The sequence below is a fragment of the Streptomyces sp. NPDC018000 genome, from assembly GCF_044328025.1.
Classification (GTDB): Bacteria; Actinomycetota; Actinomycetes; order Streptomycetales; family Streptomycetaceae; genus Streptomyces.
Map to the genome: position 1 here is coordinate 667387 of NZ_JBIRGM010000003.1, position 23584 is coordinate 690970.

Annotated in this window: 20 protein-coding genes and 1 riboswitch; of the genes, 14 read left to right on the top strand and 6 right to left on the bottom strand. The window is 70.1% G+C overall.

Annotated elements, in window-relative coordinates; genetic code table 11:
- Positions 1-8: 8 nt before the first annotated feature.
- The 3 genes from glyA to gcvT all read right to left on the bottom strand — a co-directional run bounded on the left by glyA (position 9) and on the right by gcvT (position 2872).
- Entirely contained in the window at positions 9-1268 is a 1260-nt protein-coding gene (gene glyA / locus ACH4EW_RS11465; RefSeq protein ID WP_398254579.1) for a serine hydroxymethyltransferase, read from the bottom strand.
- A gap of 19 nt (positions 1269-1287) precedes the next feature.
- Positions 1288-1665 carry a glycine cleavage system protein GcvH gene (gcvH, locus tag ACH4EW_RS11470; protein ID WP_398254581.1) on the bottom strand — a complete coding sequence of 126 codons (378 nt, stop codon included), beginning with the start codon at positions 1663-1665 and terminating at the stop codon, positions 1288-1290.
- Between the two features lie 91 nt (positions 1666-1756).
- The gene (gcvT, locus tag ACH4EW_RS11475) at positions 1757-2872 is read right to left on the bottom strand and encodes a glycine cleavage system aminomethyltransferase GcvT (RefSeq protein ID WP_398254583.1); all 1116 of its coding nucleotides are present in this window, start codon (positions 2870-2872) and stop codon (positions 1757-1759) included.
- 141 nt (positions 2873-3013) lie between these two features.
- Positions 3014-3111, bottom strand: a riboswitch (glycine riboswitch).
- A 183-nt stretch (positions 3112-3294) separates the two neighbouring features.
- Between gcvT and ACH4EW_RS11480 the strand changes: the two genes are divergently transcribed.
- The 11 genes from ACH4EW_RS11480 (at position 3295) to ACH4EW_RS11530 (ending at position 15601) form a co-directional block, all read left to right on the top strand.
- Positions 3295-3972 carry an AAA family ATPase gene (locus ACH4EW_RS11480; protein WP_398254585.1) on the top strand — a complete coding sequence of 226 codons (678 nt, stop codon included), beginning with the start codon at positions 3295-3297 and terminating at the stop codon, positions 3970-3972.
- Positions 3973-4090: 118 nt separating this feature from the next.
- A complete protein-coding gene (locus ACH4EW_RS11485) occupies positions 4091-4861 on the top strand; it encodes an enhanced serine sensitivity protein SseB (RefSeq protein WP_398254587.1) in 771 nt (256 codons plus the stop codon).
- Between the two features lie 175 nt (positions 4862-5036).
- On the top strand, positions 5037-5819 hold the full coding sequence (locus ACH4EW_RS11490) for an enhanced serine sensitivity protein SseB C-terminal domain-containing protein (RefSeq protein ID WP_398254589.1): 783 nt from the start codon (positions 5037-5039) through the stop codon (positions 5817-5819).
- 447 nt (positions 5820-6266) lie between these two features.
- Complete coding sequence (locus tag ACH4EW_RS11495; RefSeq protein ID WP_398254591.1) at positions 6267-7271, top strand: ABC transporter permease; 1005 nt, start codon at positions 6267-6269, stop codon at positions 7269-7271.
- Between the two features lie 95 nt (positions 7272-7366).
- The gene (locus ACH4EW_RS11500; RefSeq protein ID WP_398254593.1) at positions 7367-9139 is read left to right on the top strand and encodes an ABC transporter substrate-binding protein; all 1773 of its coding nucleotides are present in this window, start codon (positions 7367-7369) and stop codon (positions 9137-9139) included.
- Positions 9140-9283: 144 nt separating this feature from the next.
- Positions 9284-10285, top strand: coding sequence for an ABC transporter permease (locus ACH4EW_RS11505; RefSeq protein WP_398254817.1), 1002 nt, complete (start codon positions 9284-9286; stop codon positions 10283-10285).
- Positions 10282-11382 (top strand): ABC transporter ATP-binding protein, encoded by a 1101-nt coding sequence (locus ACH4EW_RS11510; protein WP_398254595.1) that lies wholly within the window; start codon positions 10282-10284, stop codon positions 11380-11382. Before ACH4EW_RS11505 ends, ACH4EW_RS11510 begins: the two co-directional genes overlap by 4 nt.
- A gap of 35 nt (positions 11383-11417) precedes the next feature.
- A complete protein-coding gene (locus tag ACH4EW_RS11515; protein ID WP_398254819.1) occupies positions 11418-12623 on the top strand; it encodes an ABC transporter ATP-binding protein in 1206 nt (401 codons plus the stop codon).
- A gap of 18 nt (positions 12624-12641) precedes the next feature.
- Positions 12642-13313, top strand: a complete 672-nt coding sequence (locus ACH4EW_RS11520; protein WP_398254597.1) for a trimeric intracellular cation channel family protein — start codon at positions 12642-12644, stop codon at positions 13311-13313.
- A 114-nt stretch (positions 13314-13427) separates the two neighbouring features.
- Complete coding sequence (locus ACH4EW_RS11525) at positions 13428-14294, top strand: thioesterase family protein (protein WP_398254599.1); 867 nt, start codon at positions 13428-13430, stop codon at positions 14292-14294.
- Between the two features lie 296 nt (positions 14295-14590).
- A complete protein-coding gene (locus tag ACH4EW_RS11530) occupies positions 14591-15601 on the top strand; it encodes a helix-turn-helix domain-containing protein (protein ID WP_398254601.1) in 1011 nt (336 codons plus the stop codon).
- A 51-nt stretch (positions 15602-15652) separates the two neighbouring features.
- On the opposite strand, the gene ACH4EW_RS11535 is transcribed toward ACH4EW_RS11530, so the two are convergent.
- On the bottom strand, positions 15653-19477 hold the full coding sequence (locus ACH4EW_RS11535) for a S8 family serine peptidase (RefSeq protein WP_398254603.1): 3825 nt from the start codon (positions 19475-19477) through the stop codon (positions 15653-15655).
- A 36-nt stretch (positions 19478-19513) separates the two neighbouring features.
- Here ACH4EW_RS11535 and ACH4EW_RS11540 point away from each other — a divergent pair, with 36 nt between their 5' ends.
- Complete coding sequence (locus tag ACH4EW_RS11540) at positions 19514-19693, top strand: hypothetical protein (protein WP_398254605.1); 180 nt, start codon at positions 19514-19516, stop codon at positions 19691-19693.
- Positions 19694-19822: 129 nt separating this feature from the next.
- Positions 19823-20992, top strand: coding sequence for a cysteine desulfurase family protein (locus ACH4EW_RS11545; RefSeq protein ID WP_398254607.1), 1170 nt, complete (start codon positions 19823-19825; stop codon positions 20990-20992).
- Positions 20993-20997: 5 nt separating this feature from the next.
- Here ACH4EW_RS11545 and ACH4EW_RS11550 read toward each other — a convergent pair whose 3' ends face one another.
- Positions 20998-21708, bottom strand: a complete 711-nt coding sequence (locus ACH4EW_RS11550; RefSeq protein ID WP_398254609.1) for an N-acetylmuramoyl-L-alanine amidase — start codon at positions 21706-21708, stop codon at positions 20998-21000.
- A 61-nt stretch (positions 21709-21769) separates the two neighbouring features.
- Here ACH4EW_RS11550 and mnmA point away from each other — a divergent pair, with 61 nt between their 5' ends.
- The gene (gene mnmA / locus ACH4EW_RS11555) at positions 21770-22903 is read left to right on the top strand and encodes a tRNA 2-thiouridine(34) synthase MnmA (RefSeq protein WP_398254611.1); all 1134 of its coding nucleotides are present in this window, start codon (positions 21770-21772) and stop codon (positions 22901-22903) included.
- 77 nt (positions 22904-22980) lie between these two features.
- Here mnmA and ACH4EW_RS11560 read toward each other — a convergent pair whose 3' ends face one another.
- Positions 22981-23487 (bottom strand): hypothetical protein, encoded by a 507-nt coding sequence (locus ACH4EW_RS11560; protein ID WP_398254613.1) that lies wholly within the window; start codon positions 23485-23487, stop codon positions 22981-22983.
- Positions 23488-23584 lie beyond the last annotated feature (97 nt).

Sequence of the window (23584 nt, forward strand, 5' to 3'; positions counted from 1 at the left end):
GTCCCGGACTACTTCAGGCCGGGGTACAGCGGGAACTTCTCGGCCAGCGCGGCGACGCGGGCCTTCAGGGCATCCGCGTCGTAGGACGGCTTGAGTGCCGACGCGATGATCTCCGCGACCTCGGTGAAGTCCTCGGTCTGGAAACCGCGGGTGGCCAGGGCCGGCGTACCGATCCGCAGACCCGAGGTGACCATCGGCGGCCGCGGGTCGTTCGGGATGGCGTTCCGGTTGACCGTGATGCCCAGCTCGTGCAGCCGGTCCTCGGCCTGCTGGCCGTCCAGCTCGGAGTTGCGCAGGTCGACGAGGACCAGGTGGACGTCCGTACCGCCGGACAGCACGGAGACACCGGCCTCGGTGACGTCGGGCTGGACCAGGCGCTCGGCGAGGATGCGGGCGCCGTCCAGGGTGCGCTGCTGGCGCTCCTTGAACTCCTCGGTCGCCGCGACCTTGAACGAGACCGCCTTGGCCGCGATCACGTGCTCCAGCGGACCACCCTGCTGACCCGGGAAGACCGCCGAGTTGATCTTCTTGGCGAGTTCCTGCGTCGACAGGATGACGCCACCGCGCGGACCGCCGAGGGTCTTGTGCGTGGTGGTCGTGACGACATGGGCGTGCGGCACCGGGTTGGGGTGCAGGCCCGCGGCCACCAGGCCGGCGAAGTGCGCCATGTCGACCATCAGGTACGCGCCGACCTCGTCCGCGATGCGGCGGAAGGCGGCGAAGTCCAGCTGGCGGGGGTACGCGGACCAGCCGGCGACGATCAGCTTCGGCTTGGACTCCTTGGCCAGCCGCTCGACCTCGGCCATGTCCACGACGCCGGTGTCGTCGACGTGGTACGGGACCACGTTGTAGAGCTTGCCGGAGAAGTTGATCTTCATGCCGTGGGTCAGGTGACCGCCGTGGGCCAGGTTCAGGCCCATGATCGTGTCGCCCGGCTTCAGCAGCGCGAACATCGCGGCGGCGTTGGCCTGCGCACCGGAGTGCGGCTGGACGTTGGCGGCCTCGGCGCCGAACAGAGCCTTGATGCGGTCGATGGCGATCTGCTCGACGACGTCGACGTGCTCACAGCCGCCGTAGTAGCGGCGGCCGGGGTAGCCCTCGGCGTACTTGTTGGTGAGGACGGAGCCCTGGGCCTCCATGACCGCGACCGGAGCGAAATTCTCCGAGGCGATCATTTCGAGGGTGGACTGCTGACGGTGGAGCTCGGCGTCGACAGCGGCGGCGACGTCCGGGTCCAGCTCATGGAGGGAGGAGTTGAGAAGCGACATCAGGTGGTCCCTTTGGGTCTCAGTTGCCGGAGAACTCGGTGTACTCGTCGGCGGAGAGGAGGTCCTTCGGCTCCTCCGCGACACGTACCTTGAACAGCCAGCCGCCCTCGAAGGGAGCGGAGTTCACCAGCGACGGGTCGTCCACGACGTCCTGGTTCGCGGCGGTGATCTCACCGGTCACCGGCGAGTACAGGTCGCTCACCGACTTGGTCGACTCCAGCTCACCGCAGGTCTCGCCCGCGGTCACCGTGTCACCGACCTCGGGGAGCTGGGCGTAGACGACATCGCCGAGCGCGTTGGCGGCGAACTCGGTGATGCCGACCGTGGCCACACCGTCCTCGACGGCCGACAGCCACTCGTGCTCCTTGCTGTAACGCAGCTGCTGGGGGTTGCTCATGACCTGAATTCTCCTGTATGCGGGGGAGTGCTGATGAACGGTGGTCTTACGGTGTGAGACGCGACTGCGTCACTTCTGAGGTGCGCGGACGTCACTTCTGGCGCTTGTAGAACGGCAGCGCCACGACCTCGTACGGCTCGTGGCTGCCCCGGATGTCCACTCCGACGCCCGTGGTACCGGGCGTGGCGTGCGCGGCGTCCACGTACGCGATGGCGATCGGCTTGCCCAGGGTGGGCGACGGGGCGCCCGAGGTGACCTCGCCGATGACCTGGCCCTCGGCGACCACGGGATAACCGGCGCGCGGCACCCGGCGGCCCTCGGCGACGAGTCCGACCAGCTTGCGCGGCGGGGCGGTCTCGGCACGCTCGGCGGCGGCCTGGAGGGCCTTGCGGCCGACGAAGTCGCCCTCCTTCTCGAACTTCACGACCCGGCCCAGACCGGCGTCGAACGGGGTCAGGTCGGTGGTCAGCTCGTGTCCGTAGAGCGGCATGCCGGCCTCCAGGCGCAGCGTGTCGCGGCAGGAGAGCCCGCACGGGATCAGGCCGTGGGAGGCGCCCGCCTCGGTGAGGGCCTTCCACAGGTGCTCGGCGTGCTCGGGGGCGACGAACAGCTCGAAGCCGTCCTCGCCGGTGTAGCCGGTACGGGCGATCAGCGCGGGGACGCCGGCGACCGTGCCGGGCAGACCGGCGTAGTACTTCAGGCCGTCCAGGTCGGCATCGGTGACGGAGGCAAGGATGGCGGGGGACTCGGGGCCCTGGACGGCGAGCAGCGCGTACGCGTCGCGGTCGTCGCGCACCTCGGCGTCGAAGCCGTCGGCCCGCGCGGTCAGCGCGTCCAGCACGATCTGGGCGTTCCCGGCGTTGGCGACGACCATGTATTCGGTGTCGCCCAGGCGGTAGACGATCAGGTCGTCGAGGATGCCGCCGTCCTCGCCGCAGATCATCGTGTAGCGGGCGCGGCCGACGGCGACGGTGCCGATGTTGCCGACCAGCGCGAAGTTCAGGAACGCCGCGGCCGCGGGGCCGGTGACGGTGATCTCGCCCATGTGCGACAGGTCGAAGAGACCGGCGCTGTTGCGCACCGCGTTGTGCTCGTCGCGCTCACTGGCGTACCGCAGGGGCATGTCCCAGCCCGCGAAGTCGGTCATGGTCGCGCCCAGCGAACGGTGCAGGGCGTCGAGGGCGGTAAGACGGGGGGCGGTGCTCATGGATGTGGCTCCCGGGGCATGACGACGAGGACAATCCCTCCCCATCTGTCATCGGAACCTGAGAGGTTCGCCGAGAGCCCCGGAAGGGCTCGGCTTGCACCTTGGGTGGAGCCGCAGAAGCGGCCCGCTTTTCAGATCTGCCTCATCCACGCGGTACGGGGCCTGAGAGATTCAAGGGAGGAACTTGCTCCTTCGGCGCCCGGCACATGCAGTGGCCGGAACTCTCCCGCGCGGATTCAAGCGGCCTTTATGCAGTTGGCCGGGTCATCATTGCATGCATCTCCCCGGAGTGGGGCCCCGGTCCCTCACGGGAAAACAGCGGCGTGGACGGTCGCGCCGTATTACCTTTTCTTTACACTTCATGGGCATACGTGGGATGACCCTCGTGGGCATACGTGGGGTGACCCGACAGGGGGAGGGTGATGACCTTGCACCGGTACGCGACGACCGCGGGGGTCGCGCAAGGCGCGATGCCCGCACAAACAGGGGCTCCGGCCACGGAAACGCTCGGCACGCACGCGCCCGTCGTGCGGGATCTGCGGGAGCGGGCCGGGCGCAGCCCGCGCAGCCTGCATTTCGCGGCGGGCGACGTTGTGGTGGTCTCCGGGCTGCCCGGCAGCGGCAAATCGACACTCATCCGGCGGGCGGTCACTACGGCCCGCACCATCGACTCCCAGGACACCCGGGACCGCTGGGCGGGGCTTATGCCGCGTTTGCTCCCGTACGCCCTCTACCGCCCCGTCGTCCGCATCGCCCACTACTGGGGACTGCGGCGGGCGCTGCGCTCCGGTGAGTCCGTCGTCGTCCACGACTGCGGAACCCAGGCGTGGGTACGCGGCTGGCTGGCCCGTGACGCGCGGCGCCGGGGCCACGCCCTCCACCTCGTCCTGCTCGACGTCACACCGCAGACGGCGAGGGAGGGCCAGCGGGAGCGCGGACGCGGCGTATCCGGATATGCGTTTGCCCGGCACCGCAGGGCGGTGGGGAGGCTGCTGCGGAACACCGAGGCCGGCCTGTTGCCGCCCGGGTGTGCTTCGGCGGTGCTGCTGGACCGGGAGGCGGCGGGGAAGCTGGACCGGATCGCGTTCGCGGACGCATAGGGCCTGAGAGGGCGAGGGGTTTGAGGGGGGCGCGGGGTCTGAGGGAGCGAGGGGCCGTAGCCACCTGGCGGCCGGACGTTAATCTTCTGCCGGAAGGCTCGGGCAAGAAGGGGAAGCAGTGGACATTCCGGCACAGGTCCAGTCCCATCCGCAGAGCGGATGGCCGGTCAATGAGCTCGAAGAAGTTCTGACGGCCTCGGTGGGCAGCCCGGAGGCGGGCGGACGGCTCGTCGAGGTGCTGGGGCGCAGTGACGTCTGGGTGCCCCTGCCCAACGGCGGCGGACCCGACTCCCCGGACCTGGACCTGCCCACGCTGGAGATCGAGGGCGCTGCGTACGTTCCCGTATTCAGCTCCGAACAGCAGTTCCTCAGCTGCGTCGGCACCCGTATGTCCTACACCGTCGCGCCCGCCCGCGAATTCGCCCGCGGCCTGCCCCCGCAGCTCGGCATCGCCGTGAACCCGGGCGGCGCCGTCGGAATGCCGCTGCCGCCGCCCGCCGTGGCGGAACTCTGCCGCGCCGGACGCACCCCGCTGGACGGTCCGGCCGGCGGAGGCAGGGTCCGGCTGTTCGAGCCGGCCTGGCAGGAGGAGCCCGTCGACTTCCTCTCCGCGGCGGCCGGCGAATTCGAGGAGAGCGGTGTTGTGCTCACCGCCCGCCGGACGCTGGCCAGCATCGAAGGCGGCGAGCCCGTCCTCTTCATCGGCGTCGAGCTCACCACCTGGGAGGGCGCCGGAGGCAATGCCCCGATGGATGCCCTCGGCCGCGCGCTCGGCCGGGTCGAGGTGCCCTGGCCGGTCAATCTGGTCCTGCTCGATGTGGCGCAGGACCCGGTCGGCGACTGGATGCGGGAGAAGATCCGGCCGTTCTACCAGCGCGCCGACCGGTAGTACCCGGCGCCGCGCTCGCGGATGCCTTCGGAGTGGATCACCACGCCGGCCCAAGGCGTCAAGCCGGTGTCAGGACCGGCGCATAAGCTGGTTTGATGATCCCAGGCATCATGCCGCTCCCGTGTGCCCCGGGAGCGGCGGGCCGACACAGTGGATCGAAGAGGGGCGGGACCAGGTGAGTGCGTCAGGCACCGCGGCGGCCGGGCAGGTCGAGCACATGCTGCGCCAAGTGACGCCCGGGCGCTACGACGCGTACGAGGCACTGCTGCAGGCGCTCGCGCACGGCCGGATCTGGATGCTCCTCTGGCACGGCCAGGCAGGCTCGCCCGACGCCCAGTACGGGAACATGGAGATCGACGGCCTCGGCTACGCCCCGTGTGTGACCTCCGCCCAGGAACTCTCGGCCAGCGGCTGGAACCGGGCCCATGAACTGGTCGGCGGCCGCGACATCGCCCGCGCCCTCTTCCCCGACCGCTGGGGCATCTGGCTCAACCCGCACGCCCCGGGCGGCGGCGTCGGCATCCCCTGGCTGGACCTGCGGCGGATCGCCACCGGCCTCGACCGGATGCCCGCGGGCCCGCTCCGGCTCACCGAGCCGGCCATCGAGATCCCGCAGTTCTATGCCCTGCTCACGCAGAACGCCCATCACACCCCGGCGATCCGCTCGCTGCGCCGTGCCTGGGTGCAGCCCGCGCTCGGCGTCCCGTATCTCGCCATCGGTCTCGACCTCTACGACACGAGCCAGCCATCGGTCGACGCGGTGCGTGCGATGATGCAGCAGTCGATCGGCGCGGTCCCGGAGGGGCTGCCCGTCTCCACCGTCGCCATGTCCGACGAGTACGACCCGGTCGCGATGTGGCTGCGCGCCAACTCCCGCCCGTTCTACGACCGCGAGGCCCACGCACCGGCGGCCCCGGTGGCGGGCTACGGCTATCCGCCGCCGCAGGGCGCGTACTGACCCTGCCGGCAGCGGAGTTGTACGCCCGGCACCCGAAATAGCGCTGTACGCACCCGACTTCCGGATCGCGGCCGGCCGCTCCCGCGCATGCTCGGGTGGATCGGCGCGTCGCCCGGACCCTCGCCACAGGCGTGAACTCCCCATGTCCGAGATCTCCGTGCTGGGGGTGTCTGATGGTGAAAGCGACGCGAATCTGTGCGCGTGCCCTCTTCCGCCTCAACTGACCTGTGTTCGGGGGGCGTTCACTTGCGTCCGGATAACGGAACGCCCCTGACCGCATCACGGTTAGGCATCCATTCGCCTGACGGTATGGCTACCTCGCGCGACGGCAATGAAGACTCCCGCAGCAAGGGCGTCCTGCCGCCTCTGCGTACGACTGACTGATCCGCGCCGCCACAGCGGCCAGTTCGGCCCGGCCACCGCCGGTTGAGAGGGGTCCTTGCCACGATGACGGCACCACTGCACGAGCCGACCAAGGAAGCGGACTCGATCGCGACCGACGGTCCCGCAGTCGACTCCGGGGTGAAGAAGGTCGAGGGACGCTCCCTCAAGCAGATTGCCTGGCACCGCCTCAAGCAGGACAAGGTCGCTCTGACGGGTGGCATCGTTGTCCTCCTCCTGATCGTGGTGGCCGTCTTCGCGCCCCTGATCGTGGGCCTGCTGGGGCACCCGCCGAACGAATTCCACCAGGACGAGCTCGATCCGCTGACCAATCTCCCCCAGGGAGCCCTCGGCGGCGTGAGCGGCGACTTCCTCTTCGGCGTCGAGCCCAACAAGGGGCGCGACGTCTTCAGCCGGATCGTCTACGGCGCCCGGATCTCGCTGCTCGTGGCGTTCCTGGCGGCCCTGGTCGCCGTGGCGCTCGGCACGCTCTTCGGGATCATCGCCGGTTACTTCGGCGGCTGGGTGGACGCGGTGATCAGCCGGGTGATGGACGTGCTGCTGTCCTTCCCGCAGCTCCTCTTCATCATCTCCCTCGTCTCGGTCCTCCCCGACGACCTGCTCGGCCTCACCGGCAGCGGGGTGCGCATCGCCGTACTCGTCGCCGTCATCGGCTTCTTCGGCTGGCCGTACGTGGGCCGCATCGTCCGAGGCCAGACGCTCTCGCTGCGCGAACGCGAGTACGTGGAAGCGGCGCGCAGTCTCGGCGGCGGGCGGGTGCACATCCTCTTCCGTGAGCTGCTGCCGAACCTGGTGGCACCGATCACCGTCTACGCGACGCTCATGATCCCCACCAACATCCTGACCGAAGCGGCCCTCAGCTTCCTCGGCGCCGGTGTGCGGCCGCCCACCGCCTCCTGGGGCGGAATGCTGCGGGACGCCCTGGAGACGTACGAGCACGACCCGATGTTCATGGTCTTCCCCGGCGTGACGATCTTCATCACCGTACTGGCCTTCAACCTCTTCGGGGACGGGCTGCGCGACGCCCTGGACCCCAAGGGGACCCGATAGCCAACGACTTGCCCCTGCCGCACTGTCAGGTGGCTCTTCCCATGGTTCTCCGGCAAGCAACGGCCTGGGACCGCGATCTCGGAGGTTGCGAGAAAATGTCCACAGTTACCTCGAAACGACGGCTCACCGCTGGTGCGGCCCTCGTGGTCGCGGCGCTGATGACCACCACCGCGTGCGGCGGCGGCGAAGACGGCGACGGCGGCGGCAAGACGAAGGCTGCCGGCTTCAACGCGGCGTTCAACAAGGTCGCCAACCCGTCCACCAAAAAGGGTGGAACGCTGAGGATGGTCGGCAAGCAGGACCTCGACTCCGCCGACCCCCAGCGTGCCTACTACGGCATGGCCTGGGACTTCATGCGCTTCTACACCCGCCAGCTGGTCACGTACGACACCAAGCCGGGCGCCGCCTCCACCAAGCTGGTCGGCGACCTCGCCACCGGCCCCGGTGAGATCACGGACGGCGGCAAGACGTACACGTACAAGCTGCGGCCCGGCCTCACCTGGGAGGACGGCTCCAAGCTGACCTCCAAGGACGTCAAGTACGGCATCGAGCGCATCTGGGCGACGGACACCATCACCGGTGGCCCGCAGTACCTGAAGCAGAGTCTGGACCCCAAGGGCGAGTACAAGGGCCCCTACAAGGACTCGTCCCCGGACAAGCTCGGCCTGAAGGCGATCGAGACGCCCGACGACAACACCATCATCTTCAAACTGCCCAAGCCCAACGGTGACTTCGAGCAGTTCCTCGCCATGCCGTCCGGCTCGCCCGTGAAGGCGTCGCAGGACACCAAGGCGAAGTACACCCAGCGGCCGTTCTCCTCGGGCCCGTACAAGTTCGAGTCGTACAAGCCGGGCAAGAGCATCGTGCTCGTCCGCAACGACAAGTGGGACAAGTCCTCGGACCCGGTGCGTGCCGCGCTCCCGGACAAGGTCACCGTGACGATCTCCGCCAACCTGGAGGAGAACGACAAGAAGCTGATGGAGGGCGACTACGACGTCGACCTCAACGGCACCGGCATGACCCAGTCCGGCCGCGTCACCGCCGTTTCGGAGCACAAGGACAGCGTCGACAACATGCAGACGCCCTTCGTCCGCTACGTCGCGCTCGTCCACACGACGAAGCCGCTGGACAACGTCCACTGCCGCAAGGCCGTCTTCTACGCCACGGACTTCGCCAGCCTTCAGCAGACCCGTGGTGGCGAGATCGCCGGTGGCGAGATCGCCAACAGCGCGCTCCCGGCCTCCATCAAGGGCCACAGCGACTACGACCCGTACGGCGTCCTCGCCCGCAAGGGCAAGCCGGACACGGCCAAGGCCAAGGACGAGCTGAAGCAGTGCGGCAAGCCCAACGGCTTCTCCACCAAGCTCACCGCCCGTAACAACAACCCGGGCGAGGTCGACGTCGCCGAGGCGCTCCAGGAGCAGCTCGGCAAGGTCGGCATCAAGATCGAGGTCGACCCGATCGACGGTGCCGAGGCGTCCAGCATCACCGGTTCGCCGTCCGTCGTGAAGAAGCGCGGCTACGGCATGACGATGAGCGGCTGGGGCCCGGACTTCCCGTCCGGCCAGGGCTTCGGCCAGCCGCTGTGGGACAGCCGGTTCCTGGCCGAGACCGGTAACTACAACGAGTCGCAGATCAACGACCCGAAGATCGACAAGCTCTTCGACGACGCGATCGCGGAGACCGACCCGGTCAAGGCCGGCGAGATCTACAAGGCTCTCGACAAGCGGATCCTCGACCAGGCCGACTGGATGCCCTTCATCTACGAGAAGAACATCACCTGGCGCGGCGACCGGCTGACCAACGTCTACATGTCCGACGCCTTCAGCGGCCGTTACGACTACGTCTCGCTCGGCGTCGTCAAGTAGTCGCTGTAGTCAACAGCATTTGCAGTCAACCCGGTTGACTGCCCCACCGCCGCCGAAACCCGCCAGTCCGAAGGGCAGGTGATGGCCAAGGCGGTGGCCGGGAGCCCCCGCAAGGGGTTCCCGGCCACCGCCGGGCCGCGCACAGTGCTTGCTTATCTCATCCGGCGCCTGTTCGCCGTAGTCATCATGGTGCTCGTCGTACTGCTCGCGACCTTCACCATCTTCTTCATGCTGCCCAAGTGGGCGGGTCAGGACGTCGCCGTCCTCTTCGCCGGCAAGGCCACGGGTGCCGAGCAGCTCCAGGGCATCCGGATCAAACTGGGTCTCGACGACCCCCTTCTCGTCCAGTTCTGGGACTTCGTCAAGGGAATCCCGATGGGGCGCGACTACGCGAACGGTGACGACGTCACCCACTGCGCCGCACCCTGCTTCGGCTACTCCTTCCGCACGGAGGTACCGGTCTGGACCACCCTCAAGGACGCCCTGCCCGTCACCGGCGCACTGGCCGCCGGTGCCTGCGTCCTGTGGCTCCTCGGCGGCGTCGCCACCGGTGTGGTGTCCGCGCTCAAGCGCGGCAGCATCTGGGACCGTGCCGCGATGACCACCGCCCTCGCCGGCGTCTCCCTGCCGATCTTCTTCACCGGCATGGTCGCGATGGGCCTGTTCGTGCACACCTTCGGCTGGGTGCACATGGCCGACAACCTCTCCACGGACGACAGCATCGGCACCTGGTTCCAGACATTGATCCTGCCGTGGATCGTGCTCGCCTTCCTGAACGCCGCGATGTATGCCCGGCTCACCAGAGCCACCATGCTCGAAGTGCTCGGCGAGGACTACATCCGCACCGCCCGCTCCAAGGGTCTGGGCGAGGGCACCGTCATCACCCGGCACGCCCTGCGCTCCGCGATGACGCCGATCCTCACCGTCTTCGGCCTCGACATCGGCGTGCTCCTCGGTGGCGCCGTCCTCACCGAGTCCACCTTCAACCTGCCGGGGCTCGGGCTCGCGGCGGTTCAGGCCATCAGCAACAAGGACCTGCCCGTGATCCTCGGCGTCACACTGTTCGCGGCTCTCGCGATCGCCGTCGCCAACCTCGTCGTCGACATTCTGTACGCCGTCATCGACCCGCGAGTGAGGCTGGGATGACCGAACTGCACAAGAGCGGTGCCGCGCTGGGCGAACCTGCCCGGGCCGGCTCGCCCGCTCCCACCGCCTTCCTCGAAGTGCGCGACCTCAAGGTGCACTTCCCGACCGACGACGGTCTGGTCAAGTCCGTCGACGGGCTCACCTTCCAGCTGGAGAAGGGCAAGACCCTCGGTATCGTCGGCGAGTCCGGCTCCGGCAAGTCCGTCACCTCGCTCGGCATCATGGGCCTGCACACCGCGGGCCAGTACGGAAAGCGCAAGGCACAGGTCTCCGGCGAGATCTGGCTGGACGGCAAGGAACTGCTGTCCGCGGACCCGGACGAGGTGCGCAAGCTGCGCGGCCGCGACATGGCCATGATCTTCCAGGACCCGCTGTCCGCGCTGCACCCGTACTACACGATCGGCAAGCAGATCGTGGAGGCGTACCGGGTCCATCACGACGTGGACAAGAAGACCGCCCGCAAGCGTGCGATCGAGATGCTCGACCGGGTCGGCATCCCGCAGCCCGACAAGCGCGTCGACAGCTACCCGCACGAGTTCTCCGGCGGGATGCGCCAGCGCGCGATGATCGCCATGTCGCTGGTCAACAACCCCGAGCTGCTGATCGCCGACGAGCCGACGACCGCGCTGGACGTGACCGTCCAGGCGCAGATCCTCGACCTGATCCGGGACCTGCAGAAGGAATTCGGCTCCGCGGTCATCATCATCACCCACGACCTCGGCGTCGTGGCCGAGCTCGCCGACGACCTCCTGGTGATGTACGGCGGGCGCTGCGTCGAGCGCGGACCGGCCGAGAAGGTGTTCTACGAGCCCCGGCACCCCTACACCTGGGGTCTGCTGGGCTCGATGCCGCGCCTCGACCGCGACCAGACCGACCGGCTCATCCCGGTCAAGGGTTCCCCGCCGTCGCTCATCAACATCCCGTCGGGCTGTGCCTTCAACCCGCGCTGCCCGTACGCGGATGTGCCCAAGGACGACGTGACCCGTACCGTACGGCCCGAGCTGCAGGAGGTCGGCAGCCGGCACTGGGCCGCCTGCCACATGTCGCAGGAGCAGCGGGAGCGTATCTGGACCGAAGAGATTGCGCCCAAGCTGTGAGCGAGGACAAGGCCGTGACGAGCGAGGACAAGGGCGTGGACGTTCCGGCGCAGAGGTCTGCCGGGAACGGCGCGGCGGTCAAGGACGCAGCCTCCCGCGAGGTGCTGCTCAAGGTGACCGGGCTGCAGAAGCACTTTCCCATCAAGAAGGGGCTGTTGCAGCGCAGCGCCGGTGCCGTGAAGGCCGTCGACGGGATCGACTTCGAGGTGCGCTCGGGCGAGACCCTGGGCGTCGTCGGAGAGTCGGGCTGCGGTAAGTCGACGATGGGCCGGCTGATCACCCGGCTGCTCGAACCCACCGCGGGGAACATCGAGTTCGAGGGGAGGGACATCACGCACCTGGGCGTCGGCGCAATGCGGCCGATGCGCCGGGACATGCAGATGATCTTCCAGGACCCGTACTCCTCGCTGAACCCCCGGCACACGATCGGCACGATCGTGGGTGCCCCCTTCAAGCTGCAGGGCGTCACGCCCGAGGGCGGCGTCAAGAAGGAGGTGCAGCGGCTGCTGGAGGTCGTGGGCCTCAACCCCGAGCATTACAACCGCTATCCGCACGAGTTCTCCGGCGGCCAGCGCCAGCGCATCGGGATCGCCCGCGCGCTCGCGCTCAACCCCAAGCTGGTCGTGGCGGACGAGCCGGTGTCGGCGCTGGACGTCTCGATCCAGGCGCAGGTGGTGAACCTGCTCGACGACCTCCAGGCCGAGCTGGGTCTGACGTACGTGATCATCGCCCATGACCTCTCGGTCGTCCGGCACGTCTCGGACCGGATCGCGGTGATGTACCTCGGCAAGATCGTGGAGCTGGCCGACCGCGAGTCGCTCTACAAGGCGCCGATGCACCCGTACACCAAGGCGCTGCTCTCGGCGGTCCCGATCCCTGACCCGAAGCGCCGTTCGGCCAAGAGCGAGCGCATCCTGCTGAAGGGCGACGTGCCGTCGCCGATCTCGCCGCCCAGCGGCTGCCGCTTCCACACCCGGTGCTGGAAGGCGACGGAGATCTGCAAGACGCAGGAACCGCCGCTGGCCGCGCTGCAGACCGGGCACCAGGTGGCCTGCCACCACCCGGAGAACGCGCCCGGCCAGGCGCCCGGCGAGACGGTGGCGGCGGCGCGGGAGGCGATCGAGATCGTCGAGGTGCGGAAGCCGGAGGCCGGCACGGTGCGGAAGCCGGAAGCCGGCGAGAGCGCCGCGGATGACGGCACCGCATCGTCCGATACGCCGGAGGAGAACCCGAAGGAGTAGTACCGGCACAATTGCCCGGTGCTCAACGAACTGTTCACGCCCTCCGTCCAGCATGCGCTCGACATCGCCGGGATCTTCGTCTTCGCGATCTCCGGCGCTCTGCTCGCCGTACGCAAGAACTTCGATGTCTTCGGCATCGCGGTACTTGCCGAGGTCACCGCGCTGGGCGGGGGGCTGTTCCGTGACATCGTCATCGGAGCGGTCCCGCCCGCGGCGTTCACGGATCTCGGCTACTTCACCACCCCGCTCATCGCCGCCGGTCTGGTGTTCTTCCTGCATCCGCACGTCGAACGGATCCAGGTGGCCGTCAATGTCTTCGACGCGGCCGGCCTCGGGCTGTTCTGCGTCACGGGCACCGTCAAGGCGTATGCCTACGGCCTCGGCCTCACCGCATCGGCGACCCTGGGGCTGGCCACCGCGGTCGGCGGCGGTGTACTGCGCGACGTCCTGGCCAACGAGGTGCCGTCGCTGCTGCGCTGGGACCGCGACCTGTACGCGGTGCCCGCGATGGTCGGCGCCATCATGATCGTGCTGTGCATCCGCTTCGACGCGCTCAACGCCTTCACCAGCGGCGCCGCGGTCATCGTGGCGTTCGTGCTGCGGCTGCTGGCGATGCGCTACCACTGGCGGGCCCCGCGTGCCTACAACCGGCGGTCGGCGACGGCCGAGGAGGGCCCCGCGGCCTCCTGACGCGGCTTCGCGCCCCGGCCGACGCCGTGTGCCGACATCGCCCGGCACCTTCCGGCATCTTCCGGCCACAAAAAAGCTACCGCTCAGTAATACAATCGGTGTACGGTGCATCGCATGGCACAGGCAGCAGGGCAGGCAGCGCAGACCACGCAGGCAACCATCGGGGACAGCGAGTTCGACCGCGACACCGCCGTCACACTTCGCGAAGAAGGCGTCTACGACGCCGAGCTCTCCGCCGGATGGACAATCATCCAGGCAGTCAACGGCGGCTATCTGCTGGCCATGCTCGGCCGCGCACTCGGCGAGGCCCTGCCGCACCCCGACCCCTTCTCGGTCTCCGCGCACTACCTCACCGCGTCCGTCCCCGGCCCCGCGGTGATCCGGACGCAGACCGTCCGTACCGGCCGCACCCTCTCCACCGGCCAGGCCTCCCTCTTCCAGTACGCGCAGGACGGCACCGAGATCGAGCGCATCCGCGTCATCGCCACCTACGGCGATCTGGACGCGCTGTCCGACGAGGTACGCACATCGGCGAAGCCGCCGGCCATCCCGGCGCGGGAGCACTGCCTCGGTCCGAGCGACAGCCCGGCCCCGATCCCCGGCAGCTCCGCCATCACCGAGCGGCTCGACATCAAGCTCGACCCGGCGACGATCGGCTGGGCCGTCGGCGCACCCTCCGGCAAGGGTGAGATGCGCGGCTGGTTCGGCCTCGCGGACGGCCGCGACGCCGACCCGCTCTCGCTCCTGCTCACCGTCGACGCCCTGCCGCCCACCTCGTTCGAGCTGGGCCTCAAGGGCTGGACGCCGACCATCGAACTCACCACCCACATCCGCTGCCGCCCCGCCCCCGGCCCGCTGCGCGTCTCCATCACCACCCGCAACCTCGCGGGCGGCTTCCTGGAGGAGGACGCGGACGTCTGGGACAGCGCGGACCGGCTGGTGGCCCAGTCCCGCCAGCTGGCCAGGGTGTCGCGTTCCTGAAGCACCGATCCCAGTAGGGGCCCGCCGGATTGGCGGGCCCCTGCACGTGTGGGGCGTGTGGGGCGGGCGGCTCAGGCTGGTCAACCTCGGCCGGCTGAACCGGGCGGAGCGGACCCCGCTGCCGCGGTGCCCGGGTCCCGGGACACCACGCGCCTGTCGTACGCCCCGCCTCGGGCTTGCGGAAACTGCGGTCTCTTCTGATCGCTCGGCAGGGCCGCCCGCATCCTGTTCGATTTCGATCATGGATGGCACAGTGGGCGTCCGTCCGGGGTGGGCTGCGGCGAGGGAGAGGGCGCGTGCTGGAGATAGCGGGGATCGGGGCAGCGGAGGAGCGGGTCTACCGCCACCTGGTGGAGGTACGAGGTGCGGGCGTGGACGAGATCGTCCAACGGCTCCACATCCGGGAACGCGAGGCGGCGTCGCTTCTGTCCTCCCTGCATGACAAAGGCCTGGTCGGGCGGCTGCCGGGCGGCGGCGGCATGCGGTACGTACCCGTCTCGCCGGACGTGGCGCTCCAGCCTCTGCTGGCGCGCGGCCAAGAAGCGCTGGAGTGGGCACGGCGTGGAGTGGAGCAGCTGGCCGAGGAGTACCGGGCGGGCGGCCGGCGCCATGACGCCGGGCAACTGGTCGAGGTGATCACCGGGGCCGGCGCCATCCGTCAGCAGCTGCGTCAACTCGCCTACGGGGCCCGCAGTGACCTGCGGTGGTTCTGCAAGGCCGATCCCGTGGCGCTGCGCGCCCAGGACAACGACGAGGAGTTCGAGCTGCTCGCCCAGGGCATCCGCTACGAGGCGATCTACGAACGGGCCTGCCTGGAGCAGCCCGGCATGGTCGACAACGTCGCCCAGGGCATCCGCGCCGGTGAAGTGGCCCGTGCCACCAGCACACTCCCCGTGCGCATGGTCATCGTCGACAGCTCTGTCGCCGTCTGCCCGCTGATGCCGGGCAGCACGACCGGCGCCCGCGGCGAGCCGACCGCTGCGATCATCCGCAGCAGCACTCTCCTGGACGCCCTCGTCGCCCTGTTCGACATCCAGTGGGCGGCGGGGACCCCGCTGCACGTCACGGAGGCGGGCGAGCTGGCCGACTTCGCCGGCGGCATGGGACCGGGCGGCAGTCTCGCCGACGACGAGCGCTATCTGCTCTCCCTGGTCGTCGCGGGCGTGACGGACAAGGCGATCGCCACCCAGCTGCGTGTCAGCCACCGCACGGTGCAGCGCCGGATCACCGCGCTGATGCAGCGGGCGGGCGCGACGACGCGTACGCAGCTGGTGTGGCAGGCGGCGCGGCGCGACTGGCTGTCGTAGGACGCACGGAAGCCGCGACCGGGGCCGGTCGCGGCTTCCGGATCTCGCGTACTACCTCAGCGCGTACGCCCGCTCGATCTCCTGCGTCACCTCGTTGCCCGCGTCGTCCCAGGCGCGGACCCGCAGCGTGACGTACCCGCTGGTGCGGGCAGTCGAGGGGTGGGTGACCTGGACACGGTAGGCGCCGTCGCCCCGGGCGGAAGTCCTCGCCGCCCGCCAGTGCTCGCCGTCGTCGTACGAGACGGACACCTCCATGCCCTTCACGGAACGGCCCGTCAGACCGTCCTGGTGGCGGGCGCTCACTCCGAAGGCGAAGGACCCGGAGTCAGGGGCGGAGCCCTGGAGGTCGGTGGCCACGTCGTAGTCGAGCTGGAGGAGGGGAAGCAGGGACTCCTTGCCCTCGGCCGGGCGAGGGGCCGTGAACGACCAGCGGGTGCTGGTGGCCCGCGAGAGGGTGCCCTCGGGGCTGGTGCGCTTCACATTCAGGTCCAACTGGTAGCGGCCGTCGTCCCCGCCCGCGGGGAAGGTGCCCCACGCCCGGGGGCCTTCGGCGAGGATCTCGCCGTCGCGACGCAGTACGGCCCGGGTCTCGTCGGGGTAGGGGGTGTCGGCGTCCTGGCGGGGCAGGGCGTAGCCGTAGTGGCCGGAGGCGGTGTCGGCGAACTCGGGGATCCCTATGGTCAGCTTGTCGCCCTTGCGGTGGGCGAGCCCTTCGACACCTCGGGGGATCGCCGGGCGCACCACGGGGGCGTACCAGCTCTCCGTGGCGTGCTCACCGGGCCGGTAGGTGCGCAGGGGGCCGATCATGCCGGTCCCCGCTGCCTGGATCGCCCAGGTGTTGCGGGGGTTGACCCAGTGCAGCCACCGGGTGTCGGCGGGACCGCTCAGGTACTCCGTCCGCACCTGCCCGGTGCGGACGTACCGGGACCGAATGGAGAGGTACACGTCCTCTCCCTCCCACGGACGCCAGGACAGCCGGTCCTCCGCGATGTAGCGCGCCCCGCCCGTGTCCGGGTAGCGCGAGACCACGGTGGCCGTGTTCTTCGGCCCGACCTTGTGGACCACGTGCTCGGGGACGCGCTGTTCGGAGAGCTGCACGACGTCGTAGAGGTAGGGGCTTTCCGGGGTTCCCTTCAACTCCAGCACGGTGCCCGGCGCGCGCAGCCGCTGCGCGGCAGCGTGGGAGGCGTACAGCCCGATCGCGGGCAGCCGCTGGCCCACCGGCTGCCAGGTCGCGGACGCGTACCTGTTGCCGCCGGCGGTGGTGACAGCGGCCGCGGCTCCGGCTCGGGCGGCCGAGGCCACCGCCTCGTCGTACTCCACCCCCTCCAGTTCCACGAGCACCGCCGCTCCGCGGACGTCTATGCCCCGTGCGCGCAGCGCCGCGTAGTCCTCGGGGCGTCCGTGACCGGCGTCCACCACCCGCAGGCGCCGCACGCCTTCCACAGCGGGGGAGTTGTGGAGCAGACGGACGGGGACACCGGCCGCGGCGGTGGCGGAGACCGCGCGTGCGCGGAGCATCGGTGCGGTCAGCTGCCAGCGGGAGGAGAACTCGAAGGTTCCCTCGGTGAACTCCTCGGTGGGCGTGACGTAGAGGAGCTGTCCGCCGCTGTGTCCGCTGGTGAAGAAGCTGGCGAACTCCCGGTCGCCGTTTTTCCAGTGGGTGGAGAAGACCAGCGGGCCCCGCTGCTCGGCCCGCTTGGGGGTCTGGATCTTCACGGGGACCGCCTTGCGTGCGTCGAGCACCAGGTCCGTGGCGCCGTCCACCCGCAGGTGGGGGTTGACCACCAGGCTGTTGGTGACGTTGTCCTCCGTGTGCTGCGTGATGACGCCGTGCAGGTAGTACATGCCCTCGGGCATGTCCACCGTCAGGCTCTTCCCCGCCGGCACCTCCTCGACGACATCGAAGCGGCCCGTGGGACCCAGCAGGATCAGCGGGAAGATGGTCGCCGGCTGCCCGGCGCGGTCGATGCCGCGCACGGTGACCTTGTGCGTGACCGGGTCCTTCACCGCGGAGAGAACGGTGTGCGTGATGGCCTGCCCGTCGGCCGAGGTGGCGGTGAGGCGGCCGCTGTAGACGCCCTCCGGCAGCGCGGGCGCGTCGAGGGTCACGGTCACGTCGGTGGTGCCGTGGGCGGGCACGGTGACCTGCGCGGGGGCGCCTATGGCGCCTGCCGGGGCCGGGGAGCCGTAGAGCTTGTCGAAGGTGGTGCCCAGGGTGAGCGACACGGGCGCGTCGCCGTCGTTGGTGTAGGTGACGCTCACCTGCCGCGGGCCCGAGTCCGGTGCCAGGGCGCCGAAGGTGGTGGTGCCGGTGGCGCGCACCTGCTGGCGCACCGAGCGCGCCACGTCCACCCGGCCGGTGCCCTGCTCGTAGACCGTCTGGTCGGGGGCGGTACGCGTCGTGCTCATCAACGCGTCCTTGAGCTGCTGGGCGCTCCAGTCGGGGTGGCGCCCGGCCAGGATCGCTGCCGCGCCCGCCACGTGCGGGGTCGCCATGGACGTACCCGACGCGGCGGTGTAGGCCGCGTCCACCGGGTTGCCCATGGACGTGCCGGCCGCGCGGGCGGCGACGATGCCGACGCCGGGGGCGGTGAGGTCGGGCTTGACGCCGTTGTCCCCGACGCGCGGGCCGCGGCTGGAGAAGGGGGCCAGCTTGTCGTCGCGGTCGACGGCGCCCACGGTCAGCGCGCTCGCCGCGGCGCCCGGGGAGCCCACTGAGTAGTCGGAGCCCGTGTTGCCCGCCGCGACGACGAAGAGGGTGCCGGTCTCCTCGCTGAGGCCGTCGAGGACGAGGCTGAGTACGTCCGTGCCGTCGGTGGGCTGGCCGCCCAGGCTCATGCTGACGATGTCGGCGCCCGAGTGGGCGGCCCAGTCCATGCCGCCCATGATGGCGGAGTACGAGCCGGAGCCGTTGTCGTCTAGCACCTTGCCGATCAGCAGCCGTGCCCCCGGTGCCACGCCCTTGCGCGAGCCGCCCGAGGCGGTGCCGCTGCCGGCGATGGTGGAGGCGACGTGGGTGCCGTGGCCGTGGCCGTCGTTCGCGGTGGATTCGTCGGTGAAGTTGCGTACTTCGCCGAGTTTTCCGGCCAGGTCGGGGTGGGCGGCGTCGACGCCGGTGTCCAGGACGGCGACGGTCGCGCCGTGTCCGTCGTAGCCGGCCTTCCACGCCTCGGGCGCACCGATCTGCGCGGTGCTGCGATCGAGGGAGGCGTGGACCTTCGCGTCCAGCCACAGCTTCTCGACGCCGCCCTCGAAGGCCGCGTTCTCGAAAGAAGCGTTCTTGGAAGCGTTCTTCGCGCCGCCCTCGGCGCCGCTCTTGGCGAGCGCGTCGTCGTCGATGGCCTTCCAGAAGCGCCCGGCCTGCTTCTTGTCCGCCTTCAGTGCCGAGCCGCGCAGGCTCTTGATGACCAGGCCCTTGCGCGAACCGGTGGGCGCCCCCTTGGACGTGGGGTTCGTGCCGCCGGTGTAGCGGGCGATCAGCGGGATGGCGGAGGTGTGGGCGTCGTCGTACCCCTGCTTGACCAGGGAGGTGATGTTGAACAGCTGCCGGTCCAGTTTGCCGGAGGCGATGTACGGGAGCGCGGCGCGGGGCAGTACGTACAGCTGCTTGTCGATCTCCAGCTGGGTGAAGTCGGCCTGCGAAGCGCCCGGGGCCGGCTCGACGGATAAGGCCTTCCGGCCGCCGGGGAAGGTCTCCAGCCGCACCCGGTCACCGGTCACGAGCGTGACGGAGCTGACCTGGGGGCGGCCGGCGGAGTTCGCGCCGACGGAGGCGGGCGCCGGGGCGGCGCTCGCGCCGGAGGAGGTGGGGGCGAGGGTGGCGATGAGGACTCCTGCCGCCAGTACGGCGGCAGAGCGATACCGTCTGTGCATCGGAACCTTTCCAGGAGGCAAGGAAATGGACACGCGGTGCGGCTCAAGACTGGGGCCCCACTGATCGGCCGCACCAGCCTTTTCCGTGCCGTGCTTGCGACATGTCGCCAAAACGACACGGCGCGCCCCACCGCGCGCACCGGCGGAGTCACCGGGGCCGAGCGGCCCCTCCTCGTCACCGGCAACGGCCTCGTCGCCCGGGACTTCGCCGGCTGAACCGGGCGCGGAGCCCGACGCCCTCCCCGCCCGGACGGGCCCGGGAACGGGGCGAGGAAGATCGCACCCGGCCGTGCGCGGGTGTGCCCGCCGTACGCCCCGCCGCGGGCTCGTAGAATCGAGCCCACCATGGCTTACCTCGACCACGCCGCGACCACGCCGATGCTTCCGGAGGCGATCGCGGCGATGACCGCCCAGCTCGCCGTCACCGGCAACGCGTCCTCACTGCACGCCGCCGGGCGCCGGGCCCGCCGTACCGTCGAGGAGTCGAGAGAGACCCTCGCCGATGCCCTGGGCGCACGCCCCAGCGAGGTGGTCTTCACCTCCGGAGGCACCGAGGCCGACAACCTCGCGGTGAAGGGCCTGTACTGGGCCCGCCGCGACGCCGACCCCCAGCGCACCCGGGTGCTGGCCAGCCCCGTCGAGCACCACGCGGTGCTGGACGCCGTCGACTGGCTCGCCGAGCACGAGGGCGCGAACGTCGAGTACCTCCCCGTCGACAGGTACGGACGCATCCACCCGGACGTACTGCGCGAGGCGATCCTCCGCAATCCCGACGATGTCGCGCTGGTCACCGTGATGTGGGCCAACAACGAAATCGGCACGATCATGCCGATACGTGAACTGGCCGCCGTGGCCCGCGAGTTCGACGTACCGATGCATGCCGACGCGGTCCAGGCCTTCGGGCAGCTGGAAGTCGACTTCGCACGGTCCGGGCTCGCCGCCATGACGGTCAGCGCGCACAAGATCGGTGGACCGTTCGGCATCGGCGCGCTGCTGCTCGGCCGCGAGTACACCCCCGTACCCGTGCTCCACGGCGGCGGCCAGGAGCGGCACGTCCGCTCGGGCACCCTCGATGTGCCCGCCATCGCCGCCTTCGCCGTCGCGGGACGGCTGGCCGCCGACGGACGCGAGGAGTTCGCCCGCGAGATCGGCGGTCTGCGCGACGACCTGGTCGCGGCCGTGCTGGCAGCCGTCCCCGACGCCGTCCTCGGCGGCGACCCGGCGCCGGGCGGCAGGCTCCCCGCCAACGCACACTTCACCTTCCCCGGCTGTGAGGGGGACTCCCTGCTCCTGCTGCTGGACGCCCAGGGCATCGAGTGCTCCACCGGCTCCGCGTGCACCGCGGGGATCGCCCAGCCGAGCCACGTCCTGCTGGCCACCGGCACCGCCCCGGACCTGGCCCGCGGCACCCTGCGCTTCTCGCTCGGCCATACGTCCACCAAGCAGGACATCGACGAGGTGGCCCGCGCGATCGGCCCGGCGGTGGAGCGGGCACGGACGGCAGGACTCAGCTGAGGAGATCAGGCCCGTCCGGCGCCGGGGGAAGGTGACGGGCCCGAATCCGCCGCCCGGACCAGCTTCAGATACCGGTCCCAGTCCCAGTGCTTCCCCGGATCGGTGTGGTCCGTATCCGGCACCTCCACATGCCCGACGATGTGCTCGCGGTCCACCGGTATCCCGTACCGTCCGCATATCGCCGCCGTCAGCCGCGCCGACGCCCCGTACATCGCCGCCGTGAAGTCCTGCGGACGGTCCACGAACCCTTCGTGCTCGATGCCGACACTGCGCTCGTTGTACGACCTGTTCCCCGCATGGAATGCCACATCCAGCTCACGGATCATCTGCGTCACATGGCCGTCCTTGCGCACCACATAGTGCGCCGCCGCCCCGTGTGCCGGGTCCTGGAAGACCTTCACCGCGCTCTGGTAGCTGCCCTGGGTGACATGGATGACGACCCGGTCGATCCGGTAGTCGGCGGGGCGGTCGGCCCGCCGCCAGTTCGCCGAGGACGCCGATATCCACTCGGCCCGCGCGTAGTCCACCTCGCCCGGCGTGCGGGGCTTGTCCACCCCGGGCAGCCGCCACCAGGCACGCTCCAGCGTCTCCCAGCCCAGCGCCGCCGTACCCGCGGCCGTGACGGCAGCGCCGATCAGCAGCCCGCGGCGGCTGATGCCGCGCCCGGACTTCGCCCCTGCGGAGCCCTTGGCGCCCGCTGTCCCCTTGGTCCCCATGTGGTCCACAACGCTTGTGCACGAGCGTTCGGTTCCCGGCGCACCGTACCCTGGTGAAGCTATGACTGAGACTTCCCAGCGCCCCCTCCGTGTGCTCGCCGCCATGTCGGGCGGTGTCGACTCCGCCGTCGCCGCGGCCCGCGCCGCCGAGGCGGGCCACGACGTGACCGGTGTGCACCTCGCCCTTTCCACGAACCCGCAGTCCTTCCGTACCGGGGCGCGCGGCTGTTGCACGATCGAGGACTCCCGTGACGCGCGCCGCGCCGCGGACGTCATCGGCATCCCGTTCTACGTCTGGGACCTGGCGGAACGCTTCCGCGAGGACGTCGTCGACGACTTCATCGCCGAGTACGAGGCCGGGCGCACCCCCAACCCGTGTCTGCGCTGCAACGAGAAGATCAAGTTCGCCGCGCTCCTCGACAAGGCCCTCGCGCTCGGCTTCGACGCCGTGTGCACCGGCCACTACGCCACCGTCGTGCTGAACGAGGACGGCAGCCGTGAGCTGCACCGCGCCTCCGACATGGCCAAGGACCAGTCGTACGTCCTCGGCGTCCTGGACGAGAAGCAGCTCGCCCACGCGATGTTCCCGCTCGGTGACACCCTCACCACCAAGGACGAGATCCGCGCCGAGGCCGAGCGCCGGGGCCTGGCCGTCGCCAAGAAGCCCGACAGCCACGACATCTGCTTCATCGCCGACGGCGACACCCAGGGCTTCCTGGCAAGCCGGCTCGGCACCGCCGAGGGCGACATCGTCGACGAGTCGGGCACGAAGGTCGGCACCCACGAGGGCGCCTTCGGCTTCACCATCGGCCAGCGCAAGGGCCTGCGCATCGGCCACCCCGCCCCCGACGGCAAGCCGCGCTATGTCCTGGACATCTCCCCGGTGAACAACACGGTGACGGTCGGCCCGGTCGAGTCCCTTGACGTCACCGCGCTCACCGCCATCAAGCCCCGCTGGTGCGGCACGGCCCCGGCCGGCCCCGGTACGTACACCGCCCAGCTCCGCGCCCACGGCGGCGAGACCGAGGTGACCGCCGAACTGGTCGACGGCACGCTGAACGTCACCTTCACCGAGCCGGTACGCGGCGTGGCCCCCGGCCAGGCCGTCGTGCTGTACGACGGCACCCGCGTGGTCGGCTCGGCGACGATCGCGACGACGGCGCGGCGCACCGAGGCCGGGGCAGCGGCCGACTGAGCGGCAGGGCCACGCACATCGCGCCCCGCATCCGACAGCTGCCGGATGCGGGGCGCGATGTGCGTCGGGACCCGGGATCAGTCGGCAGGGGCGAGGGCGTAGCCCCACCACACGCCGTGTTCCCTGGCCAGTTGGATACGCACGTGCTTGCCGTCCGAGAGAGTGAGTTCGGCCTCGGACGTACCGCCCCGGGGGGCCTTGAGACGCTGGAGGAGCGACCGGCTGTCGCGCACTGGTTCGGCACGGGCCGTGACCTGGCCGCCTGCTGCCGCCGTGGCGAGCGGACGCAGGAAGTCCGAGGATTCCTGGGTCGTCGCCGTGCCGTCGGGGTAGCCGTCGGCCAGCGCGTCGATGCCTCTTACGTCCCCGTCCGCCAGACGCTGGACGAACACCGTCAGGAATGTACGCACCTCCTCGGGCGGACGCTCGCCCTCGTAGGTGACGCTCACTTTCGGCTCGGCGGCGAGTGCGTACGGGGTGTCGTCGGTGCGGTTGAACCACCAGACGGCGGCCGCGCACAGGCCTACGAGGACTGCGGCGGCGCCGGTGAGGGCGGCGGTGCGCTTACCCGTGCGGAGTGACATGGGCGATCCAGACTGAGCGAGGATGGTTACGGCTTCGGGCGGAGGCGCCATCGTGCAGACCCGAGTCGCCCTGCGTGAATGATCACAAAAATGCGGG